This is a genomic window from Zhihengliuella alba (genome assembly GCF_039538765.1).
Classification (GTDB): Bacteria; Actinomycetota; Actinomycetes; order Actinomycetales; family Micrococcaceae; genus Zhihengliuella; species Zhihengliuella alba.
Genome location: NZ_BAABCJ010000002.1, coordinates 748,207 through 764,739, shown reverse-complemented (window position 1 = coordinate 764,739; position 16,533 = coordinate 748,207). Strand labels below are relative to the sequence as shown.

Sequence of the window (16,533 nt, the reverse complement as noted above, 5' to 3'; positions counted from 1 at the left end):
GGGAAACGCCGTCGAGGTGTGTGGACAGCCTATTCTGCAGCGAGCGATTGAAAGAAGTCAATCGGTGCGAGGCGGGAGCGCGGATCGGCGCCGGAGACCTGCTCCCGAACCTCGTGGAGGCCCACGACGTCGGCCCGCCGGCCCAGGGCCGAGAACTCCCACCCGGAGGCCTTCCAGTCCTCGGCGGGGAGGACGTTGCGCCCGTCGATGAAGCGCCGCTCGCGCACCAGTGGCTCGAGGTCCCGGGGCCGCAGGCGCCGGAACTCCTCCCACTCCGTCAACAGGACCACCAGGTCCGCCCCGGAGACGGCCTCCTCGAGCGACCGCGCGTACTCGAGCCGCGGGAAGCGGGCCGCCGCGTTGCGGTTGGCCTGGGGATCGTAGACCGTCACGTCCGCGCCGGAATTGTAGAGGCGCGCGGCGATGTCGAGGGCGGGGGAGTCGCGGACGTCGTCGGACTCCGGTTTGAAGGCGGCGCCCAGCACGGCGATGCGGGCCCCCTGGAGCAGGCCGACGGACTGCGTGGCCAAGTGGATGACCCGGTCCCGGCGGCGGAGGTTGATCTCGTCCATCTGGGTCAGGAAGCGCATGGCGGCGCCGGCCCCCAGCTCGTCGGCACGGGCCTGGAGGGCGCGGATGTCCTTGGGCAGGCAGCCGCCGCCGAATCCGACGCCGGCGTTGAGGAACTTCCGGCCGATGCGGGCGTCGTGCCCGAGCGCGTCGGCCAGCGTGGTGATGTCGCCGCCGATGACCTCGGTGATCTCGCTGAAGGCGTTGATGAAGGAGATCTTGGTGGCCAGGAACGCGTTGGCCGCCACTTTGACCAGCTCAGCGGTTTCGAAGTCGGTCTCGATCAGGGGTGTGCCGGTCGCGAGGGGAGCGGCGTAGACACGCCGCAGCAGGGCGCGGGACTCGGCGTCGCCGTCGTCCGTCCCGACGACCAGGCGGTCGGGCGCCAGGGTGTCCTGCACCGCCCGTCCCTCCCGCAGGAACTCCGGATTCCAGGCCAGGGCCACGCGGGGGGCGGCGGGCTCCGGCCGGCCCTCCAGCTCGTCGTCGATCAGGCGGCGCAGCCGGCGTGCCGTGCCGACGGGGACGGTGGACTTCCCGACGATCAGGGCGTCCCGGGTCAGGTTCCGCACCAGCTCGGCCACGGCGGCGTCGACGTAGGCCAGGTCCGCGGCCGACTCGCCGGGCCGCTGCGGGGTGCCCACCCCGATGAAGTGGACGTCCCCGAAGTCCGCGGCCTCGCGGTAGGAGTTGGTGAAGCGGAGGCGGCCCGAGGAGACGTGCTTGACCAGCAGCTCCGGGAGGCCGGGCTCGTGGAACGGGAGCTCGCCGCGCGAGAGGGCGACGATCTTCAGCGGGTCCACGTCGAGGCCCAGGACCTCGAAGCCGAGCTCGGCCATGCAGGCGGCATGCGTGGCGCCGAGGTAGCCGGTGCCGATGACGGTGATGCGCGGCTGCGGGGCCGCGGCTTCGATCCGACTGGTGTCTCCGCTCATGAGCCCAGCGTGCGCCGCGGACGTGACCGGTCGGTGTAGTCCGGGTGTTGCCGACGTGAGCGGTGGGTGACGGCCCTGGGGCGGGCCCGCCCTCCCGTCCCGGGCCGCCACCCCGCACGGCTCGGGCCTGCTGCCTGGCCATCGCTTCGCTGGGCATCGTTGTTACCGCCGAGTAACATGGGTCACATGCACATGATCTTCCGACTCCTGCTGCTCATGCTCACCTGGCGCCGCCGGTCCCCGGTGGGGATCTTCGACGTGGCCCGCCTGGACATGCGGGCGCTGCTGACGGACATCGACACCGCCGGCCACATCAACAACGGCATGTACTTCTCGCTCTTCGACCTCGGGCGGTTCGACCTGATGCTCCGGGCCGGCGTCTGGAATGGCATGGTCAAGCGGCGTTGGGTGCCCGTGGTCCAGGCTGAGACCATCCGCTTCCGCAAGTCCGTGACCCTCGGGCAGAAGTTCACGATGGAGACCAGGATCGCCGGCTTGGACGACCGGCACATCCTGCTCGAGCAGCGCATCGTCGCCGACGGCGAGATCTACGCCTCCGGCATGATCGCCGCCCGGTTCCGCAGCCGCGGGGGAGCGGTGCCGATGCCGGAGGTCCTGGCCGCCTTCGGCGTCGAGCCGCCCGCCCATCTGCGCGCCCCGGAGTGGGTCGAGCCGTGGCTGGAGGCCACGCGGCTGCCCAGTGCCCGGAAAGCGGCGCCCAGCGACTGGTAGGCCGGCGGCGGTCCTCGTCCCGCACGCGAGGCGGCGCGGGCGGGCCGCTCAGGAGGCGGCGGACGCGGGCAGGGCAGCCTCGACGTCCTCCTGGATCAGGTCCAGGTTCAGTCCGGCGCCCGCAGTGACCCCCTCGGCGGCCGCGTGCGCCACACTGGCCGCCAGGTTGCTGCTGTTGCCGGCGGCCCAGACGCCCGCGAGTGCCGTCGCGCCGCGCGGGTCCGTCTCGACGAACTCGCCCATCGGGTTCTCGCTGACCGTCCCGCCGAGCGAGCGGTAGAGCTCGGAGCGCGCCACCATCCTCGACTGGACCGTCAGGGCGTCGAGGTCCAGCCGCTCCCCGCCCTCCAGGACGACGCCGTCCAGCCTTCCGCCGGCGCTCGAGACCGAGGCGATCCGGGCCTCGACGACCTCGACGCCGGCCGCCGCCATCTCCGCCCGCTGCCCGGCATCGAGCTCGACGGCGTGCGCGATCAGCGTCACCCGGCTGCTCAGCTGGGCGAACATCAGGGCCTGATGGGTCACCATCGGGTGCGTCCCGACGACGCCGATCCGCTGACCCTGGACCTCCCAGCCGTGGCAGTAGGGGCAGTGCAGGACCTGCGTGCCCCAGTGCTCGGCCAGCCCCGGGATGCCCGGCAGGTGGTCCTGCAGCCCGGTGGCGAGGAGGATCCGGCGGGCCAGCACCTCGTGTGTCCCGTCCGTGTCCCGGAGGGCGACGGCGAAGCGCGCGCGGCCGCCTGTCGCACCGGGAGTCGCCTCGCCGACCTCGAGCCGGCGGATCGCCGTGACCTCCGCCGAGCGGATCCGGACTCCGTACTTCTCGGCGTCCGAGCGTGCGGCGGCGAGGAGGTCGGCCGGGGCTGCGCCGTCGTTCGCGAAGACGTTGTGCGCGGCGGGCGACGGCGCGTTCCGCGGCTGTCCGGCGTCGAGCACCTGAACGGTCCGGAGTGACCGGCCGAGTGCCGTCGCGGCCGCCAGGCCGGCGACGCCGCCGCCGATCACGGCGACGTCGAGGACCGGTCCGGCCTGATCCGCCGTGTCGTCGGTGGGGTGGAGTGCGGCCCCGTTCAGGGTGGTCCCGTTGGTCGTGGTGCGGTTCGTGGTGGTTTGATGAGCGGTGCTGTGGTCCATGGCCTTCACGGCCCCCTTTCGTGAGAAACGTTCTCAATAGGAGTCTCCTCCCTGTCCGATGCACTGGCAAGTGCCATTGCCGTTATGGCAAACTGGCGGGCATGGACAACGAGGCGACCGAGGCCGCCGAGGGTGGCGCCCTCGTGGAAGACACAGCTGTGGACGACGCCGTCGAGCGTGCGGGCCGCTGTGAGGAGCCGTCGCACGATCGGACCGCACTGGACGGGGTGGCCGGCCGGCTCAGGCTGATCCGCCGGTCCCGGGACCTGACCCTCAGCCAGGTCTCGACGGGGACGGGCATCTCGGTGAGCACCCTCTCCCGGCTCGAGTCCGGGCAGCGCAAGCCCACGCTGGAGCTCCTGCTGCCGCTGGCCCGCCACTACCGCATCCCGCTCGACGACCTCGTGGGAGCGCCGCCCGTCGGCGATCCTCGCGTGCACATCCGGCCGGTCCGCCGCCACGGCCGGACCGTGCTGCCCTTGAGCCACGGAGTAGTCGGCGGCGGGAACGACGAGGGGCCGGGGCTGCGGGCCTACAAGCAGATCCTGCCGGCCGTGCGGGAGGCCGCTCGCCCGCAGCCCCGCAGTCATCCCGGCCACGAATGGCTCTACATCATCTCCGGGCGCCTCCGCCTGGTGCTCGGCGTCGGCGCGGACCAGCGCGAGTTCGAGCTGGGGCCGGGCGAGGCCGCGGAGTTCGACACGCGCACGCCGCACTGGTTCGACGCCGCCGGACCCGAGGCCGTGGAGCTCGTCGCCCTGTTCGGAGCGGACGGGCAGCGCGTCCACGTCGCCGAGCTCTGAGGCCGAGCCACGAGGCCGAGCTCCGTGGGCGTCGGCCGCCGTTAGGATGGCGCATGGCCAACTCACGCTCCGGGGACAAGCTGCTCGATCGCATGGTCCGGATCCTCGAGTCGTTCACCGCGGACGAGCCGCTCCTGACGGTCGCGCAGATCGCCGAGCGCGCCGATCTGCCCGCGGCGACGGCCTACCGGCTCGTCGGAGACCTGGCCGACCAGGGGCTCGTGGTCCGCGAGGCGGGCGGCGTGCGCCTCGGCCTGCGCCTCTGGGAGCTCGCCAACCGCGCCTCCGCCGCCCGCGATCTCCGCCGGATCGCGCTGCCCTACCTCGAGGACCTCAACCAGCTGCTGCGCCAGCACACCCAGCTCTCCGTGCTGCACGAGGACGAGGTCCTGGTGCTGGAGCGCCTCTCCCGCCCGGGCGCGGCCGTCAACAAGGCCGACGTCGCCGGTCGGCTGCCCGTGCACCGGACCTCCATGGGGATGGTCCTCCTCGCGTTCGCCCCGGCGCACGTCCAGGCGGACTACCTCGCGCGCCACGGGGCATCGGCCGCGGAGCGGCACGGCGACATCCGCCGCCTCCTGACGGACATCCGCCACCACGGCTACGCGAGCTTCCACGGTTTCGTCGACGACACCACCACGGGCGCCGCCGCCCCGATCCTCGACCGCTCCGGTCATGCCGTGGCGGCCGTCGGCGTCGTCATCCCCCGCGGATCGGACGCGCTCGCCGCCGTCGTCATGGCCCTGATGACGGCGGCCCGCGGCGCGTCCCGCGACCTGCAGGGCGGTGGGGGCCGGCCCGTCTCCCATTGAATGGGATCCGAGTGGATTCCGTGTGGCGCGCCGCACAGACTGGCTGCAGGAACCAGCCACTCGAGCCAGGAGACTGCAATGGGGCAGACGCCCACCGTCATCGCCACCCGCGTCGGCATCGTCGGCGGCGGACCGGCCGGGCTCATGCTCTCGCACCTGCTCGCCGCCGCCGGCGTCGAGAACATCGTGGTCGAGTCCCGCGACCACGAGACGATCCGCACCACGCACCGCGCCGGCATCCTCGAGGCCGGGTCCGTCGCCCTGCTCACGGACACCGGCGTCGGCTCCCGCGTCCTGACGCACGGCGACGAGCATGCGGGGATCGACCTGCGGTTCGGCGGCGAGTCCCATCCGCTCGACTTCAAGGACCTCGTCGACGCCACGGTCACGCTCTACGCGCAGAACGAGGTCTTCGTGGACCTCGCCGCCGCCCGGGCCCGGGACGGCGGCGACGTCCGCTACAGCGCCGAGGTCACCGACCTCTGGGACCTGGAGACCGAGACCCCCAAGTTCCGCTTCACCCAGGGTGGGGAGGGGGACGACGCCGGAGCCTCCTACGAGGTCCACGCCGAGATCGTGGTGGGGGCCGACGGCTCCCGCAGCTTCTGCCGCCGCGCCGTCGCCGGCGAGCGCGAGTACACCCACGAGTACCCGTTCGCGTGGTTCGGCATCCTCGCCGAGGCACCGAAGTCGGCGCCGGAGCTGATCTACGCGAACTCGCCGTCCGGGTTCGCCCTGATCTCCCAGCGCAGCGAGAGCGTCCAGCGGATGTACTTCCAGTGCGATCCGGCGGAGAACGTCGACGACTGGAGCGAGGACCGGATCTGGTCCGAGCTGCAGGGCCGCGTCGCGGGCCCCGACGGCTTCGAGCTGAAGACGGGACCGATCTTCGACAAGACGGTCCTCGGCTTCCGCTCCTTCGTGCGCGAGCCGCTGTCCCACGGCCGCCTCTTCCTCGCCGGGGACGCCGGCCACACCGTCCCGCCGACCGGCGCGAAGGGGCTGAATCTGGCCCTGGCCGACGTGAAGGTCCTCTTCGAGGCGATCGACAGCTTCTCCTCGACCGGCTCGGACGCCCTGCTCCGCGCGTACTCGGACACGGCCCTGCGCCGGGTCTGGAAGGCGCAGAACTTCTCCAGCTGGATGACCTCCATGCTGCACACCCCGCCAGGGCAGGACCCGTTCGTCGCCCGGCGCGCGCTCGGCGAGCTGGAGACCGTGGTCTCGTCCCGGTACGGGCAGCAGTACCTCGCGGAGTCGTACACGGGCTGGCCGCACAGCTGACCCCTCCCTGCACCCACCAGACCACTGCACCCAACAGACCACTGCACCCACCAGACCACCACCCCACCGAAGGAGTGCACGTGAGCCAGCCACCCGTCGCCGGGCAGCAGCCCGCCCTCGACCCCGCGGCCACCATGGACTCGCAGGAGAAGCTCTCCGGCGAGATCCAGGCGATCGCCGCCGACTACGCCGCGTCCGGCGCGGTCGAGACCCAGCCGCGGCTGGACTACCCGCCGTACCGTTCGTCGCTGCTGCGCCACCCGACCAAGGACCCGCACCACGCGGATCCGGAGACGATCGAGCTGTGGGCGCCGGCCTTCGGCGAGCGGGATGTCCATCCGCTCGAGGCGGACCTGACCATCCAGCACCACGGCGAGCCGATCGGGGAGCGGATCGTGGTCGCCGGGCGGGTGCTCGACGGCGACGGCCGTCCGGTGCGCGGGCAGCTGATCGAGCTCTGGCAGGCCAACGCGGCCGGCCGCTACATGCACAAGCGAGACCAGCACCCGGCGCCCCTGGACCCGAACTTCACCGGGGTCGGCCGGGCCATCACGGGCGAGAACGGCGAGTACCGGTTCACCACGATCAAGCCGGCCCCGTACCCGTGGAAGAACCACCACAACGCCTGGCGCCCGGCGCACATCCACTTCTCGCTGTTCGGCACGGACTTCACGCAGCGGATGGTCACCCAGATGTACTTCCCCGGCGACCCGCTCTTCGCGCTGGACCCGATCTACCAGACGATCGTGGACCCGAAGGCGCGCGAGCGGCTGGTCGCCAGCTACGACCACTCGCTGACGAGCCACGAGTGGGCCACCGGCTACAACTGGGACATCGTCCTCACCGGCAGCAACCGGACGTGGATGGAAGACGACGCGCAGGACGAGGAGCACTAGATGGCACACGCACCAGGAGCTTCCGCCGGCGGCACGCCGGAACTGAAGCTGGCCCCCACCCCGGGGCAGACCGTGGGCCCGTTCTTCGGGTACGCACTGCCCTACGAGAAGGGCGGGGAACTGCTGGCCCCGGGCCACCCGCGCTCGATCCGGCTCTACGGCACGGTGACCGACGGGGCCGGGCAACCGATCCCCGACGCGCTGATCGAGATCTGGCAGGCGGACGAGACCGGCGCGGTCAGCCGGGAGACCGGGTCGCTCGTGCGCGACGGCTACACGTTCACCGGGTTCGGCCGCGCCGCCGTCGACAACGCGGGGCGCTACACGTTCACCACCGTGAACCCGGGGCCGACCGAGCCCGGCCGGGCCCCGTTCATCGCGATGACCGTGTTCGCGCGCGGCCTCACCAACCGCCTGTTCACCCGCATCTACCTGCCGGAGGACACGGAGGCGCTGGCGGCCGACCCGCTGCTCTCCGCACTGGATCCGGACCGCCGGAGCACCCTCGTCGCCGAGCGCGAGGCGGACGGATCCCTGCGGTTCGACGTGCGCCTCCAGGGCAACGGGGAGACCGTCTTCCTGTCCTACCCGCGCGGTTCCTAGGCTGCCGCGGCGGGACGGCCTACGTTGAGGAGCATGATGGATCCCAGTGATGCGGGTCTGCTGGACCCCGTGAGTGCCGGCAGCGCGGCGGCGCGCGCCACGGGCGACGCGGCCTTCGTGCAGGCGATGCTCGACGTCGAGGCCGCCTGGGTGCAGGTCCTCGCCGACGCCGGGCTCGCCGAGGCGTCGGCCGCGGCCGCCGTGGCCGAGGCGGCGGACGTCGCCCGGTACGACCTCGCCTCGATCGCCGAGCGCACCCGCGACGGCGCGAATGCCCTGATCCCGCTCCTGGCCGACCTGCGCGCGGCCACGCGCGAGACGGCCCGTGCCGCCGGGGCGGACGAGGACTCCGCGGCGGCCGCCGCCGCGGCCGTGCACCGCGGGGCCACCAGTCAGGACATCGTCGACACCGCCCTCATGCTGGTGGCCCGCCGGGCCGGAGAGGCCCTGACCGCGGACCTGGCCTCCGCCGCGGCCTCGCTCGCCGCCCTCGCGGAGGCCCACCGGGGCACGCTCTGCGTCGCGCGCTCGCTCACCCAGCACGCCCTGCCGACCACGTTCGGGCTGCGCGCCGCCGGCTGGCTGTCCTCCGTGTCCACGGCCGCCGACCGTGCCCGCTCGGCGCTCGCCGCCGCCCCGCTGCAGTGGGGCGGCGCCGCCGGCACGCTCGCCGCGCTGGTGGACTCGCTCGCCGGGACCGGCCTCACGCCGGCGCGGCTCACCCGGGCACTGGCCGAGCGCCTGTCGCTGACCGACCCGGGCGCGCCCTGGCACACCCAGCGCCTGCCCGTCACGGCGCTGGGCGCCGCGCTCGCCGACGTCGTCGTGGCCGCCGCCCGGGTGGGGAACGACGTGCTGCTCGGCGCCCGTCCCGAGGTGGGCGAGCTGCGCGAACCGACCTCCGCCGGCCGCGGCGGCTCCTCCGCGATGCCGCAGAAGCAGAACCCGGTCCTGTCCGTCACGCTCAAGCAGGCCGCGATCGAGGCGCCCGCCCGGCTCGGCCAGCTCTACGCGGCGGCCGCCGCGGCCGGCGAGGAGCGGCCCGACGGCGGCTGGCACGCCGAGTGGTCCGCACTGCGGTCGCTGATCCGCGCCGCCGGTGCCGCGGCCGAGCAGCTCGCCGCGCTCGCGGCCGGCCTGCAGGCCGACCCCGAACGCATGCGCCGGAACCTGGCCCTGACCGGCGACCTGGTGCTGAGCGAGCGGATCATGGCCCGGCTCGCCCCGCACGCGTCCACGCCCACCGCCAGCGGGAAGGCGGCCGTGACGGAGCTGGTGCGCACGGCGCTCGCCGGCGGGGAGTCGCTGCGCCAGCTACTGCGCGCCGCCGTCGACCCCGCGGCCGTCTCCGACGCCGAACTCGACGCGCTGCTCGACCCCGCCGACTACCTCGGCGCCTCCGACGCCTTCATCGACCACCACCTCGAGACCTATCGAAAGCTGACCCTGCATGACTGAGCCCGTCCTGCGCCCGTCCCTGCTCACCCCGGCCGCCGACGGCGCGAGCCCGCCCCGGCCGTCCGCGTCCGGGCGGGCCAAGCCCACGCTCGTCGTGGGGCCCTCGCTCGGCACGGGCGTCGCCGCACTGTGGGGCACCACCGCGGAGCGGCTCGCCCATCGCTTCACGGTGATCGGCTGGGATCTGCCGGGCCACGCCGGCGCCGACCCCTCCGGCGCCGACTACACCCTGGCCGAGCTCGCCGACGCGGTGGTCCGGCTGGTCGCCGCGCTGCGCGCCGAGGGCGTGGTCCCGCCCGCCGGCCAGGCACCGCTGTTCTACGCGGGCGTGTCCATCGGCGGCGCCACCGGGGCCCAGCTGGGGCACGACCACCCCGGTCTCCTCGACGGGATCGCCGTCATCTGCTCCGCCGCGCGGATCGGCACCCCCGAGGGCTGGGTCGAGCGCGCCGACCTGGTGGAGCGGGCCGGCACCCCCACCATGGTGGCCGGCTCCGCCGAGCGATGGTTCGCCCCCGGTTTCCTCGAGGCCCACCCGGAGACCGGCACGTCGCTGCTGCACGTGCTGCAGAACGCCGACCGCCACTCCTACGCCCACGCCTGCCGCGCGCTCGCCGGATACGACCTCAGCGGCGACCTGGGCGCGATCACGACCCCGGTGCTGGCCGTCGCCGGCGCGCACGACGCCGTCTGCCCGCCGGCCGAGGCCGAGTTCCTCGCCGCCGGCGTCGCCGACGGCCGCGCTGCGGTCGTCCCCTCGGCCGCCCACCTGGCGCCGGCCGAGGACCCGGAGGCGACGGCGCAGCTGCTGGACGCCTTCTTCGGCGGGCTCGCCGCCGGGAAACCGACCGCCGGGAAACCGGCCGCTGGGAAACCGGCCGCCGGGAAACCGGCCGCCGGGAAACCGGCCGCCGGGACCGCCCCGGCCGGGCGCCTGCCCGGGGACCCCTACGACGCCGGGATGGCCGTGCGGCGCCAGGTCCTCGGCGACGCGCACGTGGACCGCGCCAACGCGGGCGTCGACCCGTTCACGGCCGAGTTCCAGGAGATGATCACCCGCTACGCGTGGGGCACCGTCTGGACGCGCGACGGCCTGGACCGGGTGACCCGCAGCGCCATCACGCTGACCGCGATGATCGCCGGCGGCTACTGGGAGGAGCTCGAGATGCACGTGCACGCCGCGGTGCGCAACGGGATGACCCCAGACGAGATCAAGGAGGTCTTCCTGCAGTCGGCGATCTACTGCTCCGTGCCGGCGGCCAACGCAGCCTTCAAGATCGGTCAGCGGGTCCTCGCCGAGTACGAGTGACGCGGTCACCGGCGGACGCGCCGGCTCCGCTACGCCGGATCAGACCGTTGGCCCACCCGGCGGACCACCCGCCGGCTCACTCGGCGGGCTGGACCGCGGCGGCGACGGCGAACCGGTCGACGTCCCGGACGTCCGCCGGGCTCCACCGCGGATCGCGGTCCTTGTCGATCACCTGCGCGCGGATCCCCTCCGGCAGGTCGGGGTGCTCCATGAGGAACTCCGCGATCCGCAGCTCCCGCGTGAAGGCGGACGGCAGGAAAGCGTCCTCGCGGGCCGCGCGCACGGCCTGCAGGGCCGTCTCCAGGGACAGCGGGGAGTGCTTGCGGATCTCGGCGGCGGCCGCGCGCGCCGCGGGCACCGGGGTCGTGTCCAGGTTCTCGAGGATTCCGGCCACGGTCTCCGCGGAGTATGCGACGTCGATCCAGGTCCGGTCCCGGCCGAGCGTCCGGGTCCCGGCGGGCGGCGCGACGCCGTGGAGCACCTCGAGCGCCGACGCGACCTCGAGCGAGCTCAGCCCCATCAGGTCCGGCAGCGACGCGAGCAGCTCGTCCAGCCCGTCCTCCCGCATGCAGAAGTCGGCGAACCCCGCCTCGATGGCGTCGGCGGCGCCCATGGCTCCGGCGGTCAGGGCCAGGTGCTCGCCGATCCGGCCGGGGGCGCGGCCGAGCAGGTGGGTCCCGCCGACGTCGGGGCTGTACCCGATGCGGACCTCGGGCATCCCGATCTGCGACCGCGCGGTGGCGATGCGGACGGAGGCATGCCCGGCCAGGCCGACCCCGCCGCCCATGCACAGGCCGTCCATGAACGCGACGACCGGCTTGGGGTAGAGCGCGACCTGCTGGTCGACCTCGAACTCGCGGCTGAGGAAGCGCAGGAAGTCCGCGTGGCGGTCCTGCACGATCGACTCGTAGAACACCTTGATGTCGCCGCCGGCGCAGAACCCGCGGTCGCCGGCGCCGTGCAGCACGACGATCTGCACGGCGTCGTCATCCTGCCAGGCGGTCAGGGTCCGCCCGACGGCGTCCACCATCTCCTCGGTCAGGGCGTTGAGTTTCTCGGGCCGGTTGAGCGTGATGATTCCGACGCCGTCGGCGACCTGGGCGAGCACGTGCTGCGCGGGGGCGGGCCGGCCGGTCATCGTCCCACCCGTCCCGCGAGCTCGAGCCGTCCGGCGCGGTGCTGGGTCTGCGACATGCTGTTTCTCTCCGTGACATGGCCGTTTCCGCCGAGTCTTCCACATTTGGCCCGGTCTTTGGAGTGAATTAACCCCGGCGTCCGCCCAGCGTCACCGTGACGCGGAATCGTGGCCCGGCAGGGTGGCCCCGCTGCCGCCCCGAGGAGCACCATGCCCGCAACGCAGAAGAAGACGAGGACTCGACGATGAAGCACCCCATGACCCGGACACTCACCGCGGCGGCGACCGGCGCCGTCGTACTGCTGGCCGGTGCCGCCGGCGCGCACGCCGCTGACGCAGGCCCCAGCGCCGGTCTGCCGGAGCGCGAGCAGCCCGTGCTGATCGGACACCGCGGGGCCGCCGGCACCGCGCCGGAGAACACCGTCGCCGCGTTCAAGGACGGCCGGGCCTCGGGGGCCGACTTCTTCGAGATCGACGTGCAGCTCTCCGCGGACGGCGTGCCGTTCCTCTTCCACGACAACACGCCCGCGCGGACCACGAACGCAGCCGAGGTCTTCCCGGGGCGGGAGGACGATCCGATCACGTCCTTCACCTGGGACGAGCTGCAGCAGCTGGACGTCGGCTCCTACTTCTCCGCCAAGTACGCCGGCGAGCGGATCCCGCACCTGGACGACGCCGCACGGATCGCGACCACGCAGACGGGCGTCTACATCGAGATCAAGTCCCCGCAGAACTCGCCCGGCGTCGAGGCCGTCGTCGCCGACGCACTCCACGGGGACCCGGGCTGGAAGAAACTGGTCGCCGCCGGCAAGGTCGAGGTGCTGGGATTCGACGCCGCCTCCAACGCGCGCTTCGCCGAGCTCGCCCCCGAGATCCCGCTGCAGCAGCTGGCCGGGACCGTGCCGGGCGAGGCCGAGCTGGAGCGCCTGGCCGGATTCGTCGACTCGGTGGGCACCAACTACCGCACGCTGGACCAGGCCGCCGTGGACCGCGTGCAGGCCGCCGGCCTGGAGGTGGGCGTCTACACGGTCAACGCGGTGGACGAGATGGAGAGGGCGCTGGCCCTCGGCGTCGAGCGGATCACGGGCGACTTCCCGATCCAGCTGGAGCGCTACCTCGACGGCCGCGACCCGTTCCCGGGTGGCCGCGGCGTGAGCATCCAGGGCGCAGTCAACGACGCGCCGGGCTCGGACACGCAGGACCAGCACGGCGAGCACGTGGTGATCGTGAACGAGGGTGCCGCCCCGGTGGACGTCTCCGGCTACTACCTCCGAGATGCCGCCAACAACGTCCTGAGCATCGGCGAGGGCTACGTGCTGGAGCCGGGCGAGACGCTGCGCGTGTACTCGGCGTCCGGCACGGACGCGGACGACGCCTACTACAACCACGGCGGAGCGGTCCTGAACAACGGGGGAGACTCGCTCGGGCTCTGGTCGGCCGAGGGCCGGCTGCTGGACACGTTCGGCAACTGACCCCGCTTGATGCTGGTGGGCGGCCCGGCCCCGGGGGCCTCCTCGGGGCCGGGTCGTCGGCGTATCCTGAGCGCATGGTGGAGCCGTCGAACCCCGTGAACCCGTCCAACGTCGCCGCGATCGAGAAGGCGTCCGGGCGCTCCTGGGCCGACTGGGTCGCCCTGCTGGACGAGGCCGGCGCGCGCGAGGAGCCACACCCCCGCATCGCGGAGCTCGCCCTGGAGCGGCTCGACGTGGCCAACGGCAACAACGGCTGGTGGGCCCAGTCCGTCGCGGTCGCCTACGAGCAGCACGTCGGTCGACGCCTGCCCGGGCAGCGGCCCGACGGCACCTTCGACGCCTCCGTCAGCCGCACCGTGGCAGGACGGCGCGACGAGGTCGCCCGGCGCTGGTCCGACCTGGCCGCCGCGGGTCTCGCCGAGGTGCGGGCCGGCGCTCCAGGGCCCCTCGGTGCCGGGCCGGAGGGGGAGCCGCGCACCTCGGCCACGGACCGGCGCGCCTATTGGCGGCTCGACCTCGACGATGGGACGCGCGCTGCCGTCTCCTTCGAGGACAAGGGTGCGGACCGGGTGCTCGTGACCGCCACTCATACCCGCATCCCGGCCCCGGACGGGGTCGCCAGCCGCAAGGCTGCGTGGAGGGAACTGCTCGCCGCCCTCTGAGCGCGTTCCCCGAGACCCCTGTGCTCATCCCGGGATCCCTGATATTGTTCAATTAGCGCACAAGCGTTCGCAGAGAGAACAATTGATCGATCCGACCGTATCGACGGGAGCCCCATGCAGCACGCCTACGTGTACGACGCCGTCCGCACGCCCTTCGGCAAGATCGGCGGCTCGCTGGCCGCCCACCGCCCGGACGACCTCGCGGCCCTGGTGCTCCGGGCCCTCGTGGACCGCGCGCCCGGGCTCGACGCCGAGCACGTCGCCCCCGGTTCCATCGACGAGGTGGTCTTCGGCAATGCGAACGGCGCCGGCGAGGAGAACCGCAACGTCGCCCGCATGGCCACGCTGCTGGCCGGGCTGCCCACCTCGATCCCCGGCACCACGGTGAACCGGCTCTGCGGCTCGTCACTGGACGCGGCGCTCGTCGCCTCCCGCCAGATCGAGGTCGGCGAGGCGGATCTCATGCTGGTCGGCGGCGTCGAGTCGATGTCCCGCGCGCCCTGGGTACTGCCCAAGACGGAGCGGCCATACCCGACGCAGAACCTCGAGCTCGCCAACACCACTCTCGGCTGGCGCCTGGTGAACCCGCAGATGCCGTCCGAGTGGACCGTCTCCCTCGGCGAGGCGACCGAGCAGCTGCGCGAGAAGCACGGGATCAGCCGCGAGGCCCAGGACGAGTACGCGGCCCGTTCCCACCGGCTCGCCGCCGAGGCCTGGGACGCCGGGCACTACGACGACCTGGTGGTCCCCGTCCCGCCGGCCGACCGGCGCTCCAGCGAGGTCGCCCGCGACGAGACCGTCCGGGCGGACTCGACGGCGGACACCCTCGCCGGCCTCCGCACGGTCTTCCGCCCGGCCGAGTCCGGGACGGTCACGGCGGGGAACGCCTCGCCGATGAGCGACGGCGCCTCCGCGGCGTGGATCGGCTCCGAGACCGCCGCCGGGGTTCTGGGGATGGACCCGCTGGCCCGGATCATCGGCCGCGGCACCTCCGCCAACGAGCCGCAGTACTTCGGCGAGGCGCCCGTCGAGGCCGCGAACACCGCCATCCGGCGCGCCGGCCTCACGTGGGGCCAGATCGGCGCGGTCGAGCTCAACGAGGCCTTCGCCGCCCAGACCATCGCCTGCCTCGACGCCTGGACCGCGGAGGGCCTGCGGAGCACGGACCTCGTCAACGCGTGGGGCGGCGCCCTCGCGATCGGACACCCGCTCGGCGCCTCGGGGCTCCGCGTGCTCGGCACGCTCGCCCGCCGCCTCCGGGCCACGGGCCAGCGCTACGGCGTCGCAGCGCTGTGCATCGGCGTGGGCCAGGGCATCGCCGTCGTCCTCGAGAACATCAACGCCGAGCAGGAGTGAGCATGGCCCCCAGAATCGCAGAGCAGGCCGCCGACGCCGTCGCGCAGATCACGGACGGCTCCACCGTCCTGATCGGCGGCTTCGGCAACGCCGGCCAGCCGATGGAACTGATCGACGCGCTGCTCGAAGGCGGCGCCACCGACCTCACGGTCGTCAACAACAATGCCGGGCAGGCCGATGCGGGCCTGGCCCTCCTGATCCGGGAGCGCCGCGTGCGGAAGATGATCTGCTCCTTCCCCCGCCAGTCAGACTCGTGGCACTTCGACGAGGCCTACCGGGCCGGCGAGATCGAGCTGGAGCTCGTCCCGCAGGGGAACCTCGCCGAGCGGATCCGGGCCGCCGGCGCCGGGATCGGCGGCTTCTTCACCCCCACCGGCTACGGGACGCTGCTCGCCGAGGGCAAGGAGACCCGCGAGATCGACGGCGTCGGCTACGTCCTCGAGACACCGATCAAGGCGGACTTCGCCCTGATCAAGGCCCTGCGGGCGGACACGTTCGGCAACCTCGTCTACCGCAAGACGGCGCGGAACTTCGGCCCCGTCATGGCCACCGCCGCGGCCAGTGCGATCGTCCAGGTCGACGAGATCGTCCCCGTCGGCGACATCGACCCCGAGCACGTGGCCACTCCGGGCATCTACGTGGACACGCTGGTCGCCATCGCGTCCGGCCCCACCCCGGCCCTGGCCCCGACCGAGAAGTGAGGAAGCCCGCCATGAGCGAACGCGCAGACACCGACGCCGCCCTGACCCGCGACGAGATGGCCCGGCTGGTCGCCGCCGACATCCCCGCCGGGGCGTTCGTGAACCTCGGCATCGGCCAGCCGACCAACGTCTCCAACCACCTCACCGCGGAGCAGGGCATCACCCTGCACACCGAGAACGGGATGCTCGGCATGGGACCGGTCGCCGCCGGCGACGAGATCGATGGAGACCTGATCAACGCCGGCAAGATCCCCGTCACCGAGCTGCCCGGTGCCAGCTACTTCCACCACGCGGACTCGTTCGCGATGATGCGCGGCGGGCACCTGGACGTCTGCGTCCTCGGGGCCTTCCAGGTCTCCGCGGCGGGCGACCTGGCCAACTGGCACACCGGCGCGCCGGGCGCGATCCCCGCGGTCGGCGGCGCCATGGACCTCGCCATCGGCGCCAAGCAGACGTGGGTGATGATGAGCCTGTTCACCAAGTCGGGCGAGTCCAAGCTCGTCGACGCGCTCACCTATCCCGTGACGGGCCTCGGCTGCGTCTCCCGGATCTACACGGAGCAGGCGGTCTTCGTCCTCGCGGACGGCGGGGTCGCCGTCCGCTCCACCCACGGCACCACATTCGCCGAGCTCCAGGAGCGCGTCCCGGTCGAACTGACCCGGGCGTGACGG

The 16,533-nt window shown here is 73.2% G+C and carries 16 protein-coding genes; 13 read left to right on the top strand and 3 right to left on the bottom strand.

What is annotated here, in order from left to right; all coding sequences use genetic code 11:
* Positions 1 to 29: 29 nt before the first annotated feature.
* The gene (locus ABD784_RS09175) at positions 30 to 1,505 is read right to left on the bottom strand and encodes a UDP-glucose dehydrogenase family protein (protein ID WP_344883197.1); all 1,476 of its coding nucleotides are present in this window, start codon (positions 1,503 to 1,505) and stop codon (positions 30 to 32) included.
* A 186-nt stretch (positions 1,506 to 1,691) separates the two neighbouring features.
* Between ABD784_RS09175 and ABD784_RS09170 the strand changes: the two genes are divergently transcribed.
* Positions 1,692 to 2,237 (top strand): acyl-CoA thioesterase, encoded by a 546-nt coding sequence (locus tag ABD784_RS09170; protein WP_344883194.1) that lies wholly within the window; start codon positions 1,692 to 1,694, stop codon positions 2,235 to 2,237.
* A 48-nt stretch (positions 2,238 to 2,285) separates the two neighbouring features.
* Here ABD784_RS09170 and ABD784_RS09165 read toward each other — a convergent pair whose 3' ends face one another.
* Positions 2,286 to 3,371 (bottom strand): NAD(P)/FAD-dependent oxidoreductase, encoded by a 1,086-nt coding sequence (locus ABD784_RS09165; RefSeq protein ID WP_344883191.1) that lies wholly within the window; start codon positions 3,369 to 3,371, stop codon positions 2,286 to 2,288.
* 101 nt (positions 3,372 to 3,472) lie between these two features.
* Here ABD784_RS09165 and ABD784_RS09160 point away from each other — a divergent pair, with 101 nt between their 5' ends.
* The 7 genes from ABD784_RS09160 to pcaDC all read left to right on the top strand — a co-directional run bounded on the left by ABD784_RS09160 (position 3,473) and on the right by pcaDC (position 10,536).
* A complete protein-coding gene (locus tag ABD784_RS09160; protein ID WP_344883188.1) occupies positions 3,473 to 4,174 on the top strand; it encodes a helix-turn-helix domain-containing protein in 702 nt (233 codons plus the stop codon).
* A 53-nt stretch (positions 4,175 to 4,227) separates the two neighbouring features.
* Complete coding sequence (locus ABD784_RS09155; RefSeq protein ID WP_344883185.1) at positions 4,228 to 4,986, top strand: IclR family transcriptional regulator; 759 nt, start codon at positions 4,228 to 4,230, stop codon at positions 4,984 to 4,986.
* Between the two features lie 78 nt (positions 4,987 to 5,064).
* Entirely contained in the window at positions 5,065 to 6,270 is a 1,206-nt protein-coding gene (locus tag ABD784_RS09150; protein WP_344883182.1) for a 4-hydroxybenzoate 3-monooxygenase, read from the top strand.
* A gap of 134 nt (positions 6,271 to 6,404) precedes the next feature.
* Positions 6,405 to 7,166, top strand: a complete 762-nt coding sequence (gene pcaH, locus ABD784_RS09145; RefSeq protein ID WP_344883518.1) for a protocatechuate 3,4-dioxygenase subunit beta — start codon at positions 6,405 to 6,407, stop codon at positions 7,164 to 7,166.
* Positions 7,167 to 7,769 carry a protocatechuate 3,4-dioxygenase subunit alpha gene (pcaG, locus tag ABD784_RS09140; protein ID WP_344883179.1) on the top strand — a complete coding sequence of 201 codons (603 nt, stop codon included), beginning with the start codon at positions 7,167 to 7,169 and terminating at the stop codon, positions 7,767 to 7,769.
* Positions 7,770 to 7,802: 33 nt separating this feature from the next.
* Complete coding sequence (locus tag ABD784_RS09135; RefSeq protein ID WP_344883177.1) at positions 7,803 to 9,227, top strand: lyase family protein; 1,425 nt, start codon at positions 7,803 to 7,805, stop codon at positions 9,225 to 9,227.
* Positions 9,220 to 10,536, top strand: a complete 1,317-nt coding sequence (gene pcaDC / locus ABD784_RS14365) for a bifunctional 3-oxoadipate enol-lactonase/4-carboxymuconolactone decarboxylase PcaDC (protein WP_459127259.1) — start codon at positions 9,220 to 9,222, stop codon at positions 10,534 to 10,536. Before ABD784_RS09135 ends, pcaDC begins: the two co-directional genes overlap by 8 nt.
* A gap of 76 nt (positions 10,537 to 10,612) precedes the next feature.
* Here pcaDC and ABD784_RS09120 read toward each other — a convergent pair whose 3' ends face one another.
* Positions 10,613 to 11,674, bottom strand: a complete 1,062-nt coding sequence (locus ABD784_RS09120) for an enoyl-CoA hydratase/isomerase family protein (protein ID WP_344883173.1) — start codon at positions 11,672 to 11,674, stop codon at positions 10,613 to 10,615.
* Positions 11,675 to 11,928: 254 nt separating this feature from the next.
* Here ABD784_RS09120 and ABD784_RS09115 point away from each other — a divergent pair, with 254 nt between their 5' ends.
* The 5 genes from ABD784_RS09115 (at position 11,929) to ABD784_RS09095 (ending at position 16,530) form a co-directional block, all read left to right on the top strand.
* Entirely contained in the window at positions 11,929 to 13,143 is a 1,215-nt protein-coding gene (locus ABD784_RS09115) for a glycerophosphodiester phosphodiesterase family protein (protein ID WP_344883170.1), read from the top strand.
* Positions 13,144 to 13,217: 74 nt separating this feature from the next.
* Positions 13,218 to 13,805 (top strand): hypothetical protein, encoded by a 588-nt coding sequence (locus ABD784_RS09110; RefSeq protein ID WP_344883167.1) that lies wholly within the window; start codon positions 13,218 to 13,220, stop codon positions 13,803 to 13,805.
* A 114-nt stretch (positions 13,806 to 13,919) separates the two neighbouring features.
* Positions 13,920 to 15,161 (top strand): thiolase family protein, encoded by a 1,242-nt coding sequence (locus tag ABD784_RS09105; RefSeq protein ID WP_344883164.1) that lies wholly within the window; start codon positions 13,920 to 13,922, stop codon positions 15,159 to 15,161.
* A 2-nt stretch (positions 15,162 to 15,163) separates the two neighbouring features.
* On the top strand, positions 15,164 to 15,862 hold the full coding sequence (locus ABD784_RS09100; RefSeq protein ID WP_344883161.1) for a 3-oxoacid CoA-transferase subunit A: 699 nt from the start codon (positions 15,164 to 15,166) through the stop codon (positions 15,860 to 15,862).
* 11 nt (positions 15,863 to 15,873) lie between these two features.
* Positions 15,874 to 16,530, top strand: a complete 657-nt coding sequence (locus tag ABD784_RS09095) for a 3-oxoacid CoA-transferase subunit B (protein WP_344883158.1) — start codon at positions 15,874 to 15,876, stop codon at positions 16,528 to 16,530.
* The last annotated feature ends 3 nt before the right edge of the window (positions 16,531 to 16,533 follow it).